Below are 17,857 nucleotides of genomic sequence, written 5' to 3'. Positions count from 1 at the left end.
GTCCGATTTCGGACGCTCCGCGAGGGTGAGCTGCTCTTCGGTGCCGCGGATGGTGAGCACGTCTCCTTCGGCGAGCAACTGCTCCGGCTGCGCGCGCTTGCCGTTCACCCGTACCTTCTTGGTACGGATCATCTTGAAGAGGTGACTGACCGGGACGTTGGGCATCCGCTTGCGCAGGTGCTTGTCCAGCCGCATCCCGACGGTGTCGGCTTCAATTCGGTACTCGATCATTTGTGCTGGCGCCTGGACCAGACCACACGAATAATTCGCGGTCCATGCCGAAAGCCCCAACTATCGAGAAGCTGCTCCAGAGCGGCTCCGCAGAGTGGAACAAGCTGCGCAAGTCGTCCCAGGTGGCCACCGACCATACCGGCGCCACGTTCACGCAGCTGTTCTCCGCCAACGCCGACCTGTCCGGGCTCGGACTGGTGGGCTCCGAGTGGGAGCGCTGTGACCTGTCGAAGATGAACTTCCGGGACGCGGACCTCTCCAACGCCTACTTCCACGGAGGCCGCCTTCAGGACTGCGACTTCCGCGGCGCCAACCTGGAAGGCTGTACCTTCGAAAAACTGAAGCTCCTGCGATGCGACTTCACCGGCGCCAAGGGTCTGGACGACCTGGAGCTGGACGACGTGGACATGGACCGCGTGACGGGCCTGGACGGCGAGGAAGCGCCCCCGCCCCCGCCCCCGCCGGTCCAGGGCATCACGGCCTTCACGCGCGAGCAGCGCGAGAAGATGCTGGGCCAGAGCCACGGTGGCGGCAACGCGATGGAGGGCTCGAACCCGGCGCACCCGGACGACCTGCCCCCCTTCCGGCCGCAGGATCCGCCGGGCTCGCTCTTCTTCCGGGCGCTCAAGCACGTGGGCGCGCCCCCGCTCTGGGTGCTGGACGTGCCGGGCCTGCGTCCCCTGCTGCCCCAGCGGCTGCCTCCGGGAAGCTCCCTGGAGACGCTCTACCGCGAGGCGGTGAAGACGCGGCTGGAGAACAAGAAGCCCGCGGCCGACCCCGGCGCGGTGGAGCGCGCGCAGAAGGCGCTGCGCATGAGCGGCAAGGAGGCCAACGTCGCGGCGGTGTACCTGCGCGAGGTCGGCGTGCTGCCCCTGTTCCGCTTCGCGGCCGCCAAGCAGCTCAAGGGCGAGCTGCGCGCGGAGGTGGAGGTGGATGACATCACGGGCTCCATCGATCCTCGCACCACGGGCGCGCTGCTGGAGCTGCGCCTGACGCACGAGGTGGTGGAGCACGTGCACGAGGCCCGCCGTCGCATGGCGGCGGCCCAGCTCTACACGTCGCTCCTGGAGGCGGGCTTCAACCCGGAGAACAACTGGGACGAGGCGCTGGAGTCGAGCGAGGCGTCCATGGAGCTGGCGCAGGCGGCCACCGGCGACGACCGGCAGGCCCTGCTGGAGGGCTTCCAGGTGTTCGCGGCCCTGCCGGAGGAGGCGCGGCTGCGGCGGCTGGCGTACCTGGCGGAGTCGGTGTCGAACCTGGAGCTGTTGAGCCGGCTGCCCGAAGGCATGGAGCCGTCGTGGCTTACCGGTCCGGAGACGCGCGAGTGCCACGAGCGCGAGATGACCTACGTGCAGTCGCTCAAGGCGCAGGAGATCCCGACCAAGGTGGCCGCGCTGGCCAAGGCGGAGCTGGGCGTGCCCGAGGGTGAAGTGCCCGAGGACAGCGATGGCGACCTGTTCGTGCACGTGCGGTGCGACGTGTGCGGCAAGGAGAAGCTCATCGTCCAGTCGCCGGACGCGTGAAGCCCATCACCTCCGTGACGCGGAGGTGATGCGAGGAGGCCCGGTCGGAGCGCCCCAGGCGCTTCGTGCCGGGCCTTCTGCTTTTACAGCCGGCGCGCGTGGCACGCGACGCGAGGCCGCGCGCGGGATTCCCGTCATCCCCCCTCCCCAGGAGGCGGGGACGCTTTCGGGTGCGTGACTGCCTACCGTTGGAGTTCGCGGCGGGGCGGCGTGAGGGGCAGGCGGTTTTCCGGGGCGTGGGCGGAGGCGATGGGGCGAAGCAAAGGCGGAGCGCGACGCGGCGGAGGCCGGAGCCCCCGGGCATTCCGGGGCGTGCTGCTGGCGCTCGGACTGCTGGGCTCCACCGCGCGAGGGGCGGAGCCCGCGCGGCCCCCGGATGCGCTCGACCTCCTGGGCAATACCGGCTGCGAGGAGCGAACGACGCGGCCCGCGGAGGCGCTCGGCCTCCTGGGCGACCCGGGCTGCGAGGAAACGACGCGGCCCGCGGATGCCCCGCTGAAGGAAGACGCCGTCGCGAAGGACACACCGACAACACGGCACCTGTGGCGCGCGCTGGCGGAGGTCACCGCCGTCAACCTGGTGGTGTGGACCTATGACCGGGTGGTGGGCAAGGAGTGGGCCCGGGTGGATGTGCACACCTGGAAGGACAACCTGCGCACGGGCTTCGTCTGGGACGGGGACGGGTTCCCCGAAAACCAGATCGCGCACCCCTACCACGGCAGCTTCTACTTCACGGCCGCGCGGGACAACGGCTTCTCGTTCGTCGGTGCCCTGCCCTTCACGCTCCTGGGCAGCCTCCAGTGGGAGCTGTTCGCGGAGAACCTGCCGCCCTCCTTCAACGACCTCATCAATACCACCCTGGGCGGCGCGGCCATGGGTGAAGCGCTCTACCGACTGTCCTCCCTGGTGCTCGACCCCGAGGCCACCGGAGGCAGGCGCTTCGTGCGCGAGCTGGGCGCGGGCGTGCTCAGCCCCGTGCGCGGCTTCAACCGCGTGCTGCGCGGCGACGTGTCCCGCAGGGAACCCAAGCCCCCGTCGTGGACTCCAGGCACGCTCGCCAGTTGGGGGACGCTGGGATACCTGAAGCTGGGCGACGGCGAGTCCCTGGCCTGGGGCGAAGACCAGTTCTTCGCCGAGTTCTCCCTGCGCTACGGGGACGCCTTCCAGGGCGAACACCATCGCCCGTTCGACGCCTTCGAAGCGCGGATCCAGTTCACCACCCAGGAGAGCAACCTGGTGAGCCACGCCCGGCTGCAGGGCCTGCTCGTGGCGAAGCCGCTGGTGCGCACCGAGCGCGACGAGCTGCGCCTGGGCGTGTTGCAGCAGATGAGCTACGTGGACACGCTCGCGTACGAGATGGGCGGCCAGGCCCTGAACGTGGGCCTGCTGTACCGGCACCAGCTCACCGACCGCTCCACGCTGAAGACGATGCTGCTGGCGGACGGCGTCCCCCTCGCCGCCATCTCCTCCGAGCACAGCAGCGGCGCGAGCCGCCGCTATGACTACGGCGTCGGAGGCGGCTTCCAGGTCCAGGCCGTCTACGCGCGCGACACGTGGGACGTCGTCACGCTGGAGGCGGGCGTCTCCCACACCCTGGTGCTGGACGGCTCCAATGGCTCGCATCAGGTGCGCACCGGGCAGCTCCAGGTGGACCTGCCCGTGTACCGGCGGCTGGGCCTGGGCGGGGAGGCGAACTTCTACCAGCGCCACAGCCGCTTCAACGCCTTCCCGGACGTGAGGAAGGACACCTACCAACTGCGCGTCTTCATCTCCGTCCACTGAAAGCGGACGGGAGCGAGGGCCTTCAGCCCACCTGTTCGTGCTTCGCTTCCACCGGCGCCGCGGGCAGCGAGTACGTCACGGGAGGAGGCAGCATCACCCGCACCTCATCCCCCGCGCGGATGAGGCCCGGACGCTCCACCCAGCCCACGAGCCCGCGCTTCTGCCACGCGGCCTTCACGAAGCGGCTGGCCAGCCCCTTCATGTCCGGGTGGTGCGCTTCGATGGCGCGCCCCGGGTGGATGCAGGGCTGATTCTCCCCTTCCATCACCAGCGTGGTGTCTTCCGGGAAGAACAGCCGCGTGCCCGGCGGCAGGTGCGTCAGCCGCGGCACCCCGACGAGCTCCAGGTTCGCGCCCAGCCAGGACGCGAGCACGTTGGGGATGCCCATCGTGCGCGCGACCTCCGCCAGCTCCTCGCGCGACACCACCGACACCTGCCGCGTGTTGCGGATGACCGTGCCCTTGGGAAACCACGGCGTGCGCACATCCGCGAGCCGCGTGAGGCCCGCGTGGCGGTCCCCCACGAAGCCCTCGAAGGACACCTGCACCTCGGGCACCTCCCGGGTGACGAAGCGCTTCTTCTCGGGGTCCGTGCACAGCAGCACGTTGGCAAGATGGCCGCAGAGCGAGGGAGCAGGTGAGGTCATATCGGGCGACCGTTCTAACGCTTCGGCGCGGCAAAACAGAGCCCTCTCAGAACAAGGTCATCTGCTGTGGCTTGCCCAGCGGGCGGGCATCCGTGCCCACGTCCCGCAGCGCCTGGGCCAGCTCCTGGGCGAACCCGTGGCAGGTGATGACGTCCCGCGCCCCGGTGTCCTTCACGTAGCGCATCAACGACGGGAAGTCCGCGTGGTCCGACAGCGGGAAGGCCACGTCCGCGCCGTAGCGCCGCGCGCCGCCCGGGTCCATGGCCCAGCCGGTGAGCACCGCCGTCGCCCGGGGCCAGATGGGCGCCAGGCCCCCACCGCGCGCCAGGTGCGGCGGGAAGAAGAGCACCTCGCCCGGCGCCACCTTGCCCTCGTAGCAGCGCAGGTTCTCGATGGGGACGCCCAGCTCCGCGTACAGCCCGGCCACCTCGAAGATGGACGGGTGCGCGACGAGCTGGAAGCCCCGGACGGCCAGATGCTTCATGGCCTCCTGGCTCTTGCCCAGCGGGTAGCCCAGCAGCACCGGCGTCACGTCCCGGGAGAGCTGCGCGCGCAGCCACGTCTCCACCTGTCCCAGCACCTCCGGACGCGGCGGGAAGCGGTAGCGCGGGTGGCCGAAGGTGGATTCGATGACGAGCGTGTCGCACGTGGCCACCTCCGTGGCCTCCGCGGTGAGCGACGGCGCGGTGTTCAAATCGCCGGTGTAGACGATGCGCCGGCCGTCCGCGCGGGTCACGCGAAGCTGCGCGCTGCCCAGGATGTGGCCCGCGGGCAGCAGCTCCAGCGTCAGCGGCCCCAGTTCGAAGGGGCGGCGGAACGGCACCGACAGCGGCGAGCGCACCGGGCCCAGCCGGTGGGCCATGAAGCGCAGCGTGGCCTCCGTCGCGATGGTGCTCTCATGCCGGGCGATGTGGTCCGAGTGCCCATGGCTGACGAAGGACAGGGGCGACTTGCGCTTCGCGTCCAGCGACAGCGGCGTGCCCGTCAGGTGCAGCCCGTTTCGTCTCAGCTCCACGCTCATGGGTCGGGCGCTGTCATAGCGCGCCCACGACGTGCGCGCTCCCCAGGCCGGACGCGCCCCCCCACGTGTCGGGTGCTCAGGAGGCGGGCGGCCGGCCCCGCGCCCGCCATCCTTCCCAGGCCCCTGGCCCCAATTCGGAGATGAGCACGCCCAGCAGGATGAGCGCGCCGCCGAACCACTCGCGCGGCCCCAACACCTCGCGCCCCATCACGACGGAAGCAACGGAGGCGAACACCGGCTCCAGCGCGAAGATGACCGCCGCGCGCACCGCCGTGGTGCGCGCCTGTCCCCACGTCTGCACGCCAATGGCGACCGCGCTCGCGAGCACGCCGCACACCAGCACCGCCCCGATGAGCGCCGGGGTCGGCTCCAGCCGCCGCTCCACGAACGGCAGGCACAGCGCGGACAAGAGCGCCACGCCCAGCAACTGCACCGCCACCAGGCCCAGCACGCCGTCGCGCGAGGCGAAGCGCTCCGTGAGCAGGATGTGTCCGGCGTACGTCGCCGCGCACCCGATGGACAGCCAGTCCCCCAGGTACAGGCCCCAGAGGTGCCCCGGCCGCACCGGGCCTTCGGCCTGCATCGTCAGCGCGTACAGACCCACCGCGGCCATCACCACGCCCACGAGGGTGCTCACGCGGGGAAGGCGCTTGAGCAGCACCACGGAGAACAGCGGGACGAAGAGGACGTTGAGCCCGGTGAGGAACGCCGCGCGCGACGGCGTGGTGTCCTTCAAGCCCACCGTCTGGAGCGCGAAACTCAGGAACAGCAACACCGACAGCAGCGCGCCCTTTCCCAGCACGCCGGGCGCGAACATCCGTCGTCCGGCGAGCGCGACCATCACGGCCGCGCCCACCGAGAAGCGCAGGGTGAGGAACGTGAAGGGGTCCGCGAACGCGAGCGCGTCCTTCACCACCACGAACGTCGCGCCCCAGAACAAGCAGAGGAGCACCAGCGCCCCGTCCGCCCGCCACCGCCCACCCTCCACGCCAGGAGTCGTCACCGGGTGCCTACGGGATGAAGAAGAACGCGACGCCGAGGATGGCGTAGACGCCCAGCAGCATCACGCCCTCCAGCCAGTTGGACTCGCCATCCAGCGCGATGAGCGCCGCGGCGCCCGTGCCGATGGCGATGCCCGCCACCTCCATGTGGCTGAACTCCAGCGTCAGGTGCTGGCCCAGCGGGATGGACACCAGCACCAGCACCGGCGCGACGAAGAGGGCGATCTGCTTGGAGGACTCGAAGGCGATGTTGAACGCCAGGTCCATCTTGTTCTTCAGCGCCATCAGGATGGCTGTGGAGTGCTCCGCCGCGTTGCCGATGATGGCGATGATGATGACGCCCACGAAGGTGTGCGTGAAGCCGAACGTGGCGATGGCCGGCTCGATGGCGTGCACCAGGAACTCCGCCACCACCACCACGCCCAGGGTCGCCGCCAGCAGGACGATGCTGGCCTTCTTCGTCGTCCACGTGGGCATCTCCTCCGGCGCGCCGTGCTCCTCGCCCGCGTACAGGTGCGCGTGCGTCTTCAGGGAGAAGAGCAGCGACAGCGCGTAGACGATGAGCAGGATGACGGAGATGGCCACCGACATCGGGAAGAGCACGGGCTCCGCGGCCGGACCGCGCACCGCGTGGAACAGGTCCGGGATGGTCATGGCGGTGAGCGCCAGGAACATGATGGAGGAGCCGGACAGCGCCGCCGTCATGTTGAAGGTCTGCCGGGGGTACTTCAGGCCGCCCGCGAGGATGGCCGCGCCCAGCACCAGCAGCAGATTGCCCAGGATGGCGCCGGTGATGGACGCCTTCACCACGTCCCCATGGCCCGAACGCAGCGCCGCCAGCGCGATGATGAGCTCCGCGGCGTTGCCGAACGACGCGTTCATCAAGCCGCCCAGGCCGCTGCCCAGCTTGTGCGCGATGACCTCCGTGGCCTCGCCCATCAGGCGCGCCAGCGGGACGAGCGCGACAGCGCAGAGGACGAACGTCCACGTGCCCGGGAAGAAGAAGTGCGACGCGACGGCCAGCGGGAAGAACACCGCCAGCAGGCCCAGGAAGAGGTGGTCGACGTTGAAGCCCCTCTTGCCTTCGCCCTCCGGTGAAGCGGCGGGAGGCGGCGTGCCAGGAGACGAAGGGGTGACGGACGCAGGGGTGCTCACGAGGGGCCTCGCCAGCGAGGAATGCGGGGGGAACGGGACGGGGGTGCTTTAGGCCCAGGGTCCAGAGGAGCGCAACCCCCCGGCATCCCTCACGCCGAAAGCGCGCGCACCAGCACGACCAGGCGCTTGCTGCCGCCCGCCGCGTCCCACTGCTGGTTGGTCGCGGTGGTCAGCGCGGCCGGCGCGGGCTGGAAGTCCAGGCCCGAGAACGTCCTCAGCGACGCGGTGTTGTCCTCGTCGATGTCCGCGTGGACGCGGTCCGCCCCCTGGCGCCGGGCCTCCTCCACCAGACAGCGCACCAGGGCGGTGGCCACCCCCATGCGCCGCACCCTGGGCGCCACCACCAGCGAGCGCACCCAGAGGCCTTCCAGGGCCAGCCCCTCCTGGCGGTAGTCATCCACCCAGGCGAAGCCGAGCAGGCGCCCCTGCGCGTCGAAGGCCCCCGCCGCCCCTCCCACGCGCCGCTCCGCCGGAAGGCCCCAGCGGTCGCGAAGCTGGCGGCGCAGGAAGGTGCCGGACACCACCAGCCGCTCGGTGGCGAAGGCGAGCAGCGCGTCCAGGTCGTCCTGGCGCACCAGCCTTATCTCCACCGGCCCCACGAAGTGGCGGCGCAGGGGCTTCGTCCACCCGGAGAACAGGTCGCGCAGGTGTCGGAACACCGCGCGGGCCGCGGGCTGCGTCCACACGCCGGACAGGGCCCGCTGGGTGAGGAACAGCGCCGGCCGGGTGGGCCGGGGCAGCCGCAGCACCATCTTCCCGCGCTTGAGCGCGATCACCCGTCCCACCAGCTCCCCTCCCGGTGCATGGGGTCCGCCCAGGAGCGGCTCCGTCACCCAGGGCTGGGTGGAGAGCACCACCTGGGCGGCCAGCCGGGGCCCATGCCTCACCAGCGCCACGTCCCCGCGTGCCAGCCGCTCCGGGCCGCAGCGCAGGAGGCGCACGGCGTCCCCGCTGCGCAGGAGCGGATAGAGGCTCCGCCCCATGCCGCGCACCCACAGCCGGTGGCCGAAAGGCAGCGCCGCAAGCAGGTCCGCGAGCTCGGCCGTCGAGACGCCACCAGAGGGCATGGCGGACACTCTGTCATGAAGGCGCCGTGGCGACAGGTTCCGTGACACATGCTCCACCCCGGCTTCGTCCGGAACCGGCTATGACACGGCCCGACGCCAAGGCCAGGAGGGCCCATGCCGACGATGCCCGAGGGTGACTACGCGCCCGTGCCCCGCCAGGGGTGGTGGAACCGGAACTGGAAGTGGGCCGTGCCGGTGGGCTGCCTGGGCCTGATGGGCTCCTGCCTGTGCTTCGCCGCCATCGCCATCGGCTATGGCTACACGTCCTTCCGGGACATGGGCGCGTACACGGACGCGCTCGCCCAGGCGCAGGATGATCCGCACGTGCAGAAGGAGCTGGGCACCCCCTTCAAGCCGGGCTTCCCCAGCAACACCCAGGTGAGCACCACCAACGGCCGCACCCACGCGTCCTTCGTCGTCCCGCTGGACGGCCCCAAGGCGGACGGCACCCTGCATGCCGTGGCCGACAAGAACGGCGAGTCGTGGACCTTCCGCACCCTGTACGTGGAGCTCGCGGACGGCCGCCGCGTGGACCTGCTGGACACGGAGGCACCCGACGACGCGCCGGACGCGCTGCCGGAGGACCTGGACCCCCATGAGCCAGAGGCCCCGGAGGCTCCGGAGGCTCCGGAAGAAGATGAAGTGGAGCCCCGGGCCCCCTCCGCCCCGCTCCCGCCGCCGGACAAGCAGCCCGGCCGCGACAGCGACATCGACCTGTAGAACGCACGAAGGGCGCGCTGACCGGGGATGCCCTCCCGGCCCGACGCGCCCTTCGCTTGCTTCACCGTCCGCTTCGAAAAGTGGCGGCCTACTTCAGCTTCTGGATGCCTTCGCGCAGCGCGGGCAGGACCTTGAAGAGGTCGTCCACCAGGCCGTAGTCGGCCACCTGGAAGATGGGCGCCTCCGGATCCTTGTTGATGGCGACGATGGTCTTGGAGCTCTTCATGCCGGCGAGGTGCTGGATGGCGCCGCTGATGCCCGCGGCGATGTACAGCTTGGGCGCGACGACCTTGCCCGTCTGGCCGACCTGGTAGTCGTTGGGCACCCAGCCCGCGTCGCACACCGCGCGGGACGCGCCCACCGCGGCGCCCAGCAGGTCCGCCAGCGCTTCGACTTCCTTGAAGTCGCCCTTGGTGCCGCGACCGCCGGACACCACCACGCTCGCCTCGGTCAGCTCCGGACGCGCGCTCTTCACCTCGTTGAAGCTGACGAACTTCGTCTTGCTGGCCTCCAGCTTGGGCTGGAAGGTCTTCACCTCCGCGGCGCCCTGGCCCGTGGCGGCGGCCGGGAACTCCGTGGCGCGGATGCTGATGACCTGCACCGGCGTGTTCAGCTTCACTTCGGCGAACACGTTGCCGGCCCACATGGGGCGCGTGAAGGTGATGTCCGCGCCACTGCCGTTGATGGCGGTGATGTCGGTGGCCATGGCGGACTTCAGCCGGGCGGCGACGCGCGGCAGCAGGTCCTTGCCCTGCGCCGTGGAGGCCGCGCCGATGAAGGTGGCCTTCAGCTCCTGCGCGAGCGCGGCGATGGCGGGGGCGTAGACCTCCGCCAGGTAGTGCTCGAACTCCGGGGCGGCGGCCGTGTGGATGGCCTTGGCGCCGGTGCCGGTCAGCTCCCCGGCGACCTTCGAGGGGTCCTTGGACAAGAGGACGAGGTGCAGCTCTCCGCCCGACTTCTCCGCGAGCTGCTTGCCCGCGGCGATGGCGTTGAGGGAAGCCTTGCGCAGGTTCCCGTCCGGCTGCTGTTCGGCGACGATGAGGACGATGGACATGTGTCTGTCTCCGGAATCTTCAGGGATGGATGGGAAACGCGGTCAGACGACCTTCGCCTCGTTGTGCAGCTTCTCCACCAGGGTCGCCACGTCCGGCACCTTGATGCCCGCCTTGCGCGCCGGGGGAGAGGCCAGCTTCAGCACCTGGATCTTCGGCGCCACGTCCACGCCCAGCCCGGCCGGCGTCAGCTCCTCGATGGGCTTGCTCTTGGCCTTCATGATGCCCGGCAGGCTCGCGTAGCGCGGCTGGTTCAGGCGCAGGTCCGTGGTCACGATGGCCGGAAGCTGCACTTCCAGCGTGGCAAGCCCGTTGTCCACTTCACGCACCACCTGCACGCTCTTCTTGTCCGCGGACAGCACCACCGCGGGCGTCTTGTTCTTCTCCTCGGCGCTCTCCAGCGACTCCACCTTGGAGGCGAACGTGGCCTGGCCCCAGCCCAGGAACTCGGCCAGGTACTGGCCCACCTGGTTCTGGTCATCGTCGATGGACTGCTTGCCCAAGAGGACGATGTCCGGCTTCTCCTTCTCCGCGACCTTCTGGAGCAGGCCCGCGATGCCGAGCTGATCCAACGGGCCCGTGTGGTTCACCCACACGGCGCGGTTGGCGCCCATGGCCAGCGCGTGGCGCAGTTGCTCCTGCACCTCCTTGCCGCCGATGGAGACCACCACGACCTCGCCGGTGTGCTTGGCCGCGAGGCGCAGGCCCTCTTCCACGCCGATTTCGTCGAAGGGGTTGATCTTGTACTTCAGCCCCTCCTTCACGATGTCCGAGCCGTCCGGCTTCACCTTGATCTTCGACTCAGGGTCTTCCACGCGCTTGGCGGTGACGAGAATCTTCACGGCGGGCTTCTCCTCTGTGGGGAGTGCTTGAAAAGTGGGTCGGCTGCTTGAGGCACCGGGACGCGGCTTCAGGTTGACGCGCCGCGCATCAGGGCCGGAGTAATAGACATCCGTACAGCGCGGCGGCAACTTGAAAGCCCCACCGCGCGCAGTTTTGCTTTTCTACCTGAACAGTTCCTTGGCGATGACCAGACGCTGCACCTGGCTCGTGCCCTCGTAGACCTGGATGAGCTTGGCGTCGCGCATCAGCTTCTCCACCGGGTAGTCCTTCATGTAGCCGTAGCCGCCGTAGACCTGCACGGCGTCGGTGGCGACCTTCATGGCCATGTCGGCGGCGAAGCACTTGGCATAGCTGGACTGCAGGGTGTTGCGCTGTCCTTCATCCAGCACCCAGGCGCTCTCCCAGGTGAGCAGGCGCGCGGCGTGGGTGTTCATGCCCATGTCGGCCAGCATGAACTGCACGCCCTGGTGCTCGCGGATGGGCTTGCCGAACGTCTGACGCTGGGCCGAGTACTCCAGCGAATACTCCAGCGCCGCGCGGGCGATGCCCACGGACAGGCTGGCGGTGAGCGGGCGGCTGTTGTCCAGCGTCGCCATGGCGACCTTGAAGCCCTCCCCTTCCTCACCGATGCGGTTGGCCACCGGGACGCGGACCTCGTCGAAGTTGACGGTGACGGTGTTGCTGGCCCGCTGGCCCATCTTGTTCTCGTGCTTGCCGGTGGTGACGCCCGCGGGGCGGCCTTCCACGACGAAGCAGGTGATGCCCTTGTGCTTCTTGCCCTTGTCCAGCGTGGCGAACACGGTGAACTGATCCGCGTAGCCGCCGTTGGTGATGAAGCACTTGGTGCCGTTGAGGACGTACTCGTCACCCTCCCGGCGCGCGGTGGTGCTCATGGCCGCCACGTCGGAGCCCGCGCTGGGCTCCGTGAGACAGAAGGAGCTGAACTTCAGCTTCTGCCCGAACTCCGACAGCAGCCGCTTCTTCTGGTCCTCCGTGCCGTGCAGGATGATGGGCAGGTTGGCCAGGTCGTTGGCGATGATGGACGTGGCCACGCCCGCGCAGCCCCACGCCAGCTCCTCACAGACGATGACCTGCTCCAGGTGCGACAGGCCGCCACCGCCATACTCGGACGGGATGGCCATGTTGAGCAGGCCCAGTTCGAAGGCCGTGGACAACAGGTCGCGGGGAAATTCGGAGGTCTCGTCGTAGTGGGCGGCCTTGGGGCGCACCACTTCGCGGGCGTACTTGCGAGCGGCATCCTGCAACGCGCGCTGGGACTCGGTGAGCTGGAATTCCATGGGGCGGATCCTCGGGTTGATTCAAATATCAACGCGTCTTCCTGCCATACCGCTCCCGTCGTCTGATCGCCAGTCCCGAGGGTGAATAAAGCGACAGGCAGTACGTCCCCCGGGGGTCCCCAAGGATGCCCGGCGGCCCCCGTCCGTCCCGCTGTCCGTTTGTGCAGCAGGGGACCTTTCAACTAAAAGGACCTATCCCTGGAGGGGGGTACTCCACATGCACAAATCATTGAAATTCGCTGGCGCGCTCGTGCTGGCTCTCGGTCTGACGGCCTGCCCGGGCAACGAAGACCCCGACGAGCCCCTGGAGCCGGTGTTCCGCATCTCCCCAAGCCCGGCCGCCATCACCGACGACGGGCAGACGAGCACCCTGTCCATCACCGCGACGGACAAGGACGGCAACCCCGGGACGGGGTCGTTCTACCTGGACGCGGCGGCGGGCCTGGTCGACACCGAGAGCGCCACGGGCGGCTCCAAGGCCCAGACGTTCACCCTGGTGGACGGCAAGGCGAGCACGACGTTCCGCTGTGAGAAGGCGCTCGACGTGGGCTGCACCGGCGACGTGGCCATCATCGGCACCTGGGCTGGCATCAACAAGACCACCCGCGTCACCGTCAGGCCCGCGAGCACGCAGACGGATGCCGGCACGGACGGCGGCACCAAGACGGACGGTGGCACCAAGCCGGACGGTGGCACGACGGACGCGGGCACGACGGACGGCGGCCCCATCCAGACGGACGCCCCCGCCGAGGTGTCGTTCGTGTCCACCACCAAGGAGCGACTGGGCATCCTGTCGTCCAACATCGACACGTCGACCCTCATCACCTTCAAGGTGGTGGATCGCAACAACAAGGGCGTTGCCGACCTCACGGTGAACTTCACCGTGTCGGGCGCGAGCGGCGCCACGGTGGCCCCTGCCTCCGGGAAGACCAACGCCACCGGCCTGGTCAGCACCACGCTCCAGTCGGGCAACGAGGTGGGTTTCGCGCTGGTGAAGGCGGCCGTGTCGGGCACGCAGTTGGAGCCCGCCTCCAAGAGCATCTCCATCAGCGGGACGCGAGCGTCGGACGACAACCTCGTGGTCCAGTGCACGCAGATCAACCTTGCGGCCAACGCGTCTGAAACGCCGCCGCGCACGGACCTGAACACCGTGTGCAGCGCGCAGCTCAGCGACCGGTTCAACAAGCCGGTGACCATCGATCCGCAGGTGAACTGGTACTCGGAGGCGGGCTCGGTGGACAAGTCGACGCCGCCCACCACCCAGTCGCCGGGCCTCGTCACCACGAAGTTCTACACCGCGGGCGGGTGGCCGCCGAAGCCCTTGGACCCGCTCGTGGGCGAGCCCGACCATGGAGGCAACAACCCGCGCGACATGCTCGTCACGATCATCGCCGTGACCCCGGGTGAGGAGTCCTTCTACGACGGCTCCGGCGCCTCCAATGGCACGAAGAATGGCCAGTGGGATCCGGGCGAGTGGTTCGTGGACCTGCCCGAGCCCTTCGTGGACTCCAACGACAACGGCGTGTGGGACACGGGCGAGAAGTTCATCGACACCGAGCGGCTGGACTGCGCCACGGGGCAGCGCGCCCCGCCCAACGGCGTCTGGGACGGCCCCAACGGCTGCTGGGACGGCGACACGCAGGTGTGGCGCTCCACGCACATCGTCTACTCGGGCTTCTCGTCGGTGGTGGGCCCGGCCCTCGTCGAGTTCCTGCCGGACCCGGGCGTGGCCGGCTTCGACGTCCCCAAGCAGGGTGAGCAGTCCTTCTCCCTGCGCCTGTCGGATCCGTACGGCAACCAACTGTCGCCGGACACGGCCGCCATCACCGCGGCCGTCACCACCAGCAAGGGCTCCGTCACCGTCACCGAACGGGACGCCACGCTCAACTCGCGCACCTACGGCATGACCATCACGCACGAGCGCCGCGAGGTGGAGCCCGCCGCCGGACAGCCCGGCTACAAGGACGTGGGCCCCTGCGACATCAACAAGCCCGTCAGCCAGGCCTCGGCCGACAAGGCCCGGTGCCAGTGGCGCTACACCATCAGCGGGTTCCGTGACGGCAACACCGCCTCGGTGCGCATCAACGGTGCCACGGGCACGACCGGCCCCTCCACGGGCAGGGTGAATGTCACCTTCGGCAACACCCGCAGCGCCACCACCGCCTTCCGCAACCTGACCGTGCAGTAGCGGCAGGAACAATCCCCGCGGCAAACAGGACGGCCGCCGTGCTCCCGAAAGAAGGGAGTCCGGCGGCCGTCGTGCGTCATGCGAAGCAGCAGCGGACTACTTGCCCTGCTTGGGGACCTTCTCCCAGTCCGCGAGGAACTTCTTGATGCCGCTGTCGGTGAGCGGGTGGTTCGCAAGCTGGGTGATGACGTTGTAGGGCAGCGTGGCGACGTCCGCGCCCAGGCGCGCGGCCTGGAGCACGTGCACGGGGTTGCGCACGCTGGCCACCAGCACCTGCGTGGTGAAATCGTAGTTCTGGTAGATCTCCAGGATGTGGGCGATGAGCTCCATGCCGTCCTGGGAGATGTCGTCCAGCCGGCCCACGAAGGGCGACACGTACGTGGCCCCCGCCTTGGCGCACAGCAGGGCCTGGTTGGCGGAGAAGCACAGCGTGACGTTGGTGCGGATGCCTTCGGCGGTCAGCGCCTTGACGGCCTTCATGCCCTCCACGCCCATGGGAATCTTCACCACGACGTTGTCGTGGATCTTCGCCAGGGTCTGCCCCTCCTTGATGAGCTCCGGGGCCTCCAGCGAGACGCACTCGGCGCTGATGGGGCCGTCCACGATGGAGCAGATTTCACGGATGGTCTCCTCCAGCCCGCGGCCGACCTTGGCCAGCAACGACGGGTTGGTGGTGACGCCGTCCACGCAGCCCATCGCGTGGGCCTTGCGGATTTCCTCGACGTCCGCGCTGTCGATGAAGAACTTCATTCCGTCCCCTCAGTCCTGAAGTAGTGCGGCAGGTGGTGCTGCAGAGCCTCTTGCGGCCGCGGGCGGCCGGGCGAGCAGGCCGTAGCCGATGCCCCCCCATGCGTCAAGGATGGCCACCCGGGCGAAGGCTGGAGTAGAGGTAGCCGCCAAAGCCCATGGCCCGCGCTCCCCGCTCCACCGCCAAGAAGCCCCGCCTGCGCGCCCTTCCCGGCCGCGCGTCCCCTGTCTCCGCCGCCGCGCCCGCCCCCGCGCGAACCCGCGTCCGGGATGCTGACGCGGAGGCCACGCTCGCGTACGCGCGCGGCGTGCTGGAGGCCGAAGCGCGCGCCATCCTCGGCGTCACCGAACGGCTGGGCGACGCGTTCCTGCACGCGCTGCACCTGGTGCGCGAGTGCACGGGACAGGTGGTGGTGACGGGCATGGGGAAGGCGGGCCACATCGGCCAGAAGCTGTCCTCCACGCTCGCGTCCACCGGCGTGCGCTCCGTGTTCCTGCACCCCGCGGAGGCCGTGCACGGCGATTTGGGCCGCGTGGGCCCAGGCGACGTCATCCTCGCCCTGTCCAACAGCGGCAGCACGGAGGAGCTGCTGCGGCTCCTGCCCCTCTTCAAGCGCATGGGCACGCCCGTCGTCGCGCTCACCGGGGATGCGGAGAGCGCGCTCGCGAAGGGCGCGGACGCGGTGCTGGACATCGGCCGCATCGAAGAGGCGTGTCCCATGGGGCTCGTACCCACGGCCTCCACCGCCGCGCTGCACGCGGTGGGCGACGCGCTGGCGATGACGCTCTTGCGCTCGCGGCCCTTCGGGCGGGACGACTACGCGCTCTTGCACCCGGGCGGGAAGCTGGGGCGCTCCGTGCTGCGCGTCTTCGAACTGATGCGCACCGGCCGCGCCAACCCGCTGGTGCTGGACACCGCGCGGTTGTCCCAGGCGGTGGTGGTGATGACCAACACGCCGGGCCGGCCGGGCGCCGCGTGCGTGGTGGACAAGGACGGAATGCTGGAGGGCATCTTCACCGACGGGGATTTGCGCCGGCTGGTGGAGAAGGGGCACCAGGACTTCGAGGTGCCCGTGCGCCAGGTGATGGGCAAGCGCCCGCGCTGCATCACCCCGGAGACGCTGGTGCTCACCGCCGCCGCGCAGATGCGCGAGCTGAAGGTGGACCAGCTCCCCGTGGTGGACGTCGAGGGCCGCGCGGTGGGCCTGCTCGACGTCCAGGACCTGCTGGCCGCGAAGTTCGTCTAGGAAGCTCTTCAGGGCGCTACTGCGACAGCTTCGCCTGGAGCGCGGCCTTGTTCGGGTAGTCGGGCACGTCCTGGGACAGCTTCTCCCAGAGGGCCTTGGCCCCCTTGGCGTCGCCCTTGGCGAGCAGCGTGTCGCCCAGCTTCTCCACCGCGCCCGCGTCGCCCTGCAGCGCCACGCTCCACACGCGCGCGCCCATGGGACGGCCCAGGCCCACCAGCGCCCACGCCATGCCCGCCTTCGCGCGCCCGTTCTCCGGCTGGAAGGGCACCACGCGGGTGTAGTTGGCCAGGGCCTCCTGGTAGCGGCCGCGCGCCAGGTGCTCCTCGCCCTCGTCCACCAGCTTCGCGAGGCCCGCCTCCAGCTCCGGCGTGCGCTCCGTGTTCTTCACCGCGTCCACCATCTCCGGCGTCAGCGGGCGGGGCGCGTCCGACGGCAGGGCGCCGACCTGGGCCTGGGCCTGCCCCTGCGACAGGCGCACGCGGCGGTCCGCGGCGCGCGACGCGAGCCACTTCTGGCGGCCCCCGGCCTTCACCGTCTCCTCGATGCGCTGGCTCAGCTCGCGGGCCATGGGCGCGCGCGGCGACTGCGGATGCACCGCCACCAGCGCGTCGAAGCCTTCGCGCGCGGACTTGAGCGCCTGGAGGTTCTCTCCCTGCGTCTCGAACACCAGCGACGCGTGGCTGAAGAGCCCTTCCGCATGCTTCGGCTCCACCTCCAGCACGCGCGCGTAGGCCTTGAGTGACGCGACGCTGTCGCCCTGGAGGTACAGCGCGTTGCCGCGCAGCAGCTCCACGTCCAGCACCGGCTCCAGCGAAGCGCGCGCGCAGGTGGCGGCGCCCGCGATGTCACCGGACTTCGCCCGGGCCTGCACCGCCGCGTCCATCGCGTCCAGCGTCTGGCCCGGCGTGAAGCCGCAGTTCGCTTCGGCCAGCGACAGCAGGGGCGTCTTGCCCAGCTTCTTCTTCAGCGCGAGGAAGCGCGTGCGCGCGCCGTCCGACTGGGCCTGCGCCTGCGCCAGGTAGGACAGCGCCTCCGCGTTGCGTCCGTTCGTGTAGTAGAGCTTGCCCAGCGACGAGGCGATCTCGAAGGTCTTCTCCCGCTCGCGCAGTCCTTCGGTCGAGTCGAGCTGCTTCATCAGCTCCTCGGCGGACGGCGGCAGCTTGTTGGCGTCCGACACCGGCGGGTGGCCCTGCGGCAGCGGCGCGCCGGGCGCCACGGGGGCGCTCGCGGGCATCGTGGGGTGGCCTTCCGGCAGGGCCCCCGCGGAGCCCGGGGCCGCCGTGGTCGGCGACGCCTGGGTGCCGGGCGGGATGGTGGGGTGACCGGGAGGCAGGGG

At 69.9% G+C, this 17,857-nt stretch carries 16 protein-coding genes; 5 read left to right on the top strand and 11 right to left on the bottom strand.

Annotated elements, in window-relative coordinates; all coding sequences use genetic code 11:
* Positions 1–231 (bottom strand): S4 domain-containing protein (locus D7V88_RS25960; RefSeq protein WP_279636080.1); only part of this gene is annotated, 231 nt, incomplete at its 3' end.
* A gap of 44 nt (positions 232–275) precedes the next feature.
* Here D7V88_RS25960 and D7V88_RS25955 point away from each other — a divergent pair.
* Together D7V88_RS25955 and D7V88_RS25950 are read left to right on the top strand one after the other, a co-directional pair.
* A complete protein-coding gene (locus tag D7V88_RS25955; protein ID WP_208726463.1) occupies positions 276–1,754 on the top strand; it encodes a pentapeptide repeat-containing protein in 1,479 nt (492 codons plus the stop codon).
* Positions 1,755–2,066: 312 nt separating this feature from the next.
* Positions 2,067–3,536: a DUF3943 domain-containing protein gene (locus D7V88_RS25950; RefSeq protein ID WP_244238397.1), complete on the top strand. Its 1,470-nt coding sequence runs from the start codon at positions 2,067–2,069 to the stop codon at positions 3,534–3,536.
* A 22-nt stretch (positions 3,537–3,558) separates the two neighbouring features.
* Here the strand turns inward: D7V88_RS25950 and D7V88_RS25945 are convergent, their stop codons facing one another.
* The 5 genes from D7V88_RS25945 to D7V88_RS25925 form a co-directional block, all read right to left on the bottom strand.
* Positions 3,559–4,182, bottom strand: a complete 624-nt coding sequence (locus tag D7V88_RS25945) for an MOSC domain-containing protein (RefSeq protein ID WP_120543316.1) — start codon at positions 4,180–4,182, stop codon at positions 3,559–3,561.
* Between the two features lie 46 nt (positions 4,183–4,228).
* Positions 4,229–5,203 (bottom strand): MBL fold metallo-hydrolase, encoded by a 975-nt coding sequence (locus tag D7V88_RS25940; RefSeq protein ID WP_120543315.1) that lies wholly within the window; start codon positions 5,201–5,203, stop codon positions 4,229–4,231.
* A 76-nt stretch (positions 5,204–5,279) separates the two neighbouring features.
* The gene (locus tag D7V88_RS25935; protein ID WP_120543314.1) at positions 5,280–6,206 is read right to left on the bottom strand and encodes a DMT family transporter; all 927 of its coding nucleotides are present in this window, start codon (positions 6,204–6,206) and stop codon (positions 5,280–5,282) included.
* Positions 6,207–6,213: 7 nt separating this feature from the next.
* A complete protein-coding gene (cax, locus tag D7V88_RS25930; RefSeq protein ID WP_120543313.1) occupies positions 6,214–7,359 on the bottom strand; it encodes a calcium/proton exchanger in 1,146 nt (381 codons plus the stop codon).
* An 89-nt stretch (positions 7,360–7,448) separates the two neighbouring features.
* Complete coding sequence (locus D7V88_RS25925) at positions 7,449–8,426, bottom strand: GNAT family N-acetyltransferase (RefSeq protein ID WP_120543320.1); 978 nt, start codon at positions 8,424–8,426, stop codon at positions 7,449–7,451.
* 114 nt (positions 8,427–8,540) lie between these two features.
* Between D7V88_RS25925 and D7V88_RS25920 the strand changes: the two genes are divergently transcribed.
* Positions 8,541–9,146: a cytochrome c oxidase assembly factor Coa1 family protein gene (locus tag D7V88_RS25920; protein WP_120543312.1), complete on the top strand. Its 606-nt coding sequence runs from the start codon at positions 8,541–8,543 to the stop codon at positions 9,144–9,146.
* 88 nt (positions 9,147–9,234) lie between these two features.
* Here the strand turns inward: D7V88_RS25920 and D7V88_RS25915 are convergent, their stop codons facing one another.
* The 3 genes from D7V88_RS25915 to D7V88_RS25905 all read right to left on the bottom strand — a co-directional run bounded on the left by D7V88_RS25915 (position 9,235) and on the right by D7V88_RS25905 (position 12,339).
* Positions 9,235–10,200, bottom strand: a complete 966-nt coding sequence (locus D7V88_RS25915; protein WP_120543311.1) for an electron transfer flavoprotein subunit alpha/FixB family protein — start codon at positions 10,198–10,200, stop codon at positions 9,235–9,237.
* Positions 10,201–10,242: 42 nt separating this feature from the next.
* A complete protein-coding gene (locus tag D7V88_RS25910) occupies positions 10,243–11,040 on the bottom strand; it encodes an electron transfer flavoprotein subunit beta/FixA family protein (RefSeq protein ID WP_120543310.1) in 798 nt (265 codons plus the stop codon).
* Positions 11,041–11,202: 162 nt separating this feature from the next.
* Positions 11,203–12,339 (bottom strand): acyl-CoA dehydrogenase family protein, encoded by a 1,137-nt coding sequence (locus tag D7V88_RS25905; RefSeq protein ID WP_120543309.1) that lies wholly within the window; start codon positions 12,337–12,339, stop codon positions 11,203–11,205.
* Positions 12,340–12,556: 217 nt separating this feature from the next.
* Between D7V88_RS25905 and D7V88_RS25900 the strand changes: the two genes are divergently transcribed.
* A complete protein-coding gene (locus tag D7V88_RS25900) occupies positions 12,557–14,527 on the top strand; it encodes an Ig-like domain-containing protein (protein WP_147448871.1) in 1,971 nt (656 codons plus the stop codon).
* Between the two features lie 96 nt (positions 14,528–14,623).
* Here the strand turns inward: D7V88_RS25900 and fsa are convergent, their stop codons facing one another.
* Positions 14,624–15,277 carry a fructose-6-phosphate aldolase gene (fsa, locus tag D7V88_RS25895; protein ID WP_120537442.1) on the bottom strand — a complete coding sequence of 218 codons (654 nt, stop codon included), beginning with the start codon at positions 15,275–15,277 and terminating at the stop codon, positions 14,624–14,626.
* Positions 15,278–15,432: 155 nt separating this feature from the next.
* Between fsa and D7V88_RS25890 the strand changes: the two genes are divergently transcribed.
* Entirely contained in the window at positions 15,433–16,521 is a 1,089-nt protein-coding gene (locus D7V88_RS25890; RefSeq protein ID WP_120543307.1) for a KpsF/GutQ family sugar-phosphate isomerase, read from the top strand.
* A 16-nt stretch (positions 16,522–16,537) separates the two neighbouring features.
* Here the strand turns inward: D7V88_RS25890 and D7V88_RS25885 are convergent, their stop codons facing one another.
* Positions 16,538–17,854 carry a tetratricopeptide repeat protein gene (locus D7V88_RS25885; protein WP_244238398.1) on the bottom strand — a complete coding sequence of 439 codons (1,317 nt, stop codon included), beginning with the start codon at positions 17,852–17,854 and terminating at the stop codon, positions 16,538–16,540.
* Positions 17,855–17,857 lie beyond the last annotated feature (3 nt).

Origin of the sequence: Corallococcus terminator, from assembly GCF_003611635.1 — a bacterium.
In the GTDB taxonomy this organism is placed as follows: domain Bacteria; phylum Myxococcota; class Myxococcia; order Myxococcales; family Myxococcaceae; genus Corallococcus; species Corallococcus terminator.
Note: the sequence above shows the minus strand (reverse complement) of the source record. Positions and strands in the feature narration are given on the sequence as shown.

What these genes read in the sequence shown, in the direction of transcription:
- D7V88_RS25955 (WP_208726463.1), top strand. Translation starts at nt 276, where the DNA reads ATGCCGAAAGCCCCAACTATCGAGAAGCTGCTCCAGAGCGGCTCCGCA.
- D7V88_RS25945 (WP_120543316.1), bottom strand. Translation starts at nt 4,182, where the DNA reads ATGACCTCACCTGCTCCCTCGCTCTGCGGCCATCTTGCCAACGTGCTG.
- D7V88_RS25940 (WP_120543315.1), bottom strand. Translation starts at nt 5,203, where the DNA reads ATGAGCGTGGAGCTGAGACGAAACGGGCTGCACCTGACGGGCACGCCG.
- D7V88_RS25925 (WP_120543320.1), bottom strand. Translation starts at nt 8,426, where the DNA reads ATGCCCTCTGGTGGCGTCTCGACGGCCGAGCTCGCGGACCTGCTTGCG.
- D7V88_RS25920 (WP_120543312.1), top strand. Translation starts at nt 8,541, where the DNA reads ATGCCGACGATGCCCGAGGGTGACTACGCGCCCGTGCCCCGCCAGGGG.
- D7V88_RS25915 (WP_120543311.1), bottom strand. Translation starts at nt 10,200, where the DNA reads ATGTCCATCGTCCTCATCGTCGCCGAACAGCAGCCGGACGGGAACCTG.
- D7V88_RS25905 (WP_120543309.1), bottom strand. Translation starts at nt 12,339, where the DNA reads ATGGAATTCCAGCTCACCGAGTCCCAGCGCGCGTTGCAGGATGCCGCT.
- D7V88_RS25900 (WP_147448871.1), top strand. Translation starts at nt 12,557, where the DNA reads ATGCACAAATCATTGAAATTCGCTGGCGCGCTCGTGCTGGCTCTCGGT.
- fsa (WP_120537442.1), bottom strand. Translation starts at nt 15,277, where the DNA reads ATGAAGTTCTTCATCGACAGCGCGGACGTCGAGGAAATCCGCAAGGCC.
- D7V88_RS25890 (WP_120543307.1), top strand. Translation starts at nt 15,433, where the DNA reads ATGGCCCGCGCTCCCCGCTCCACCGCCAAGAAGCCCCGCCTGCGCGCC.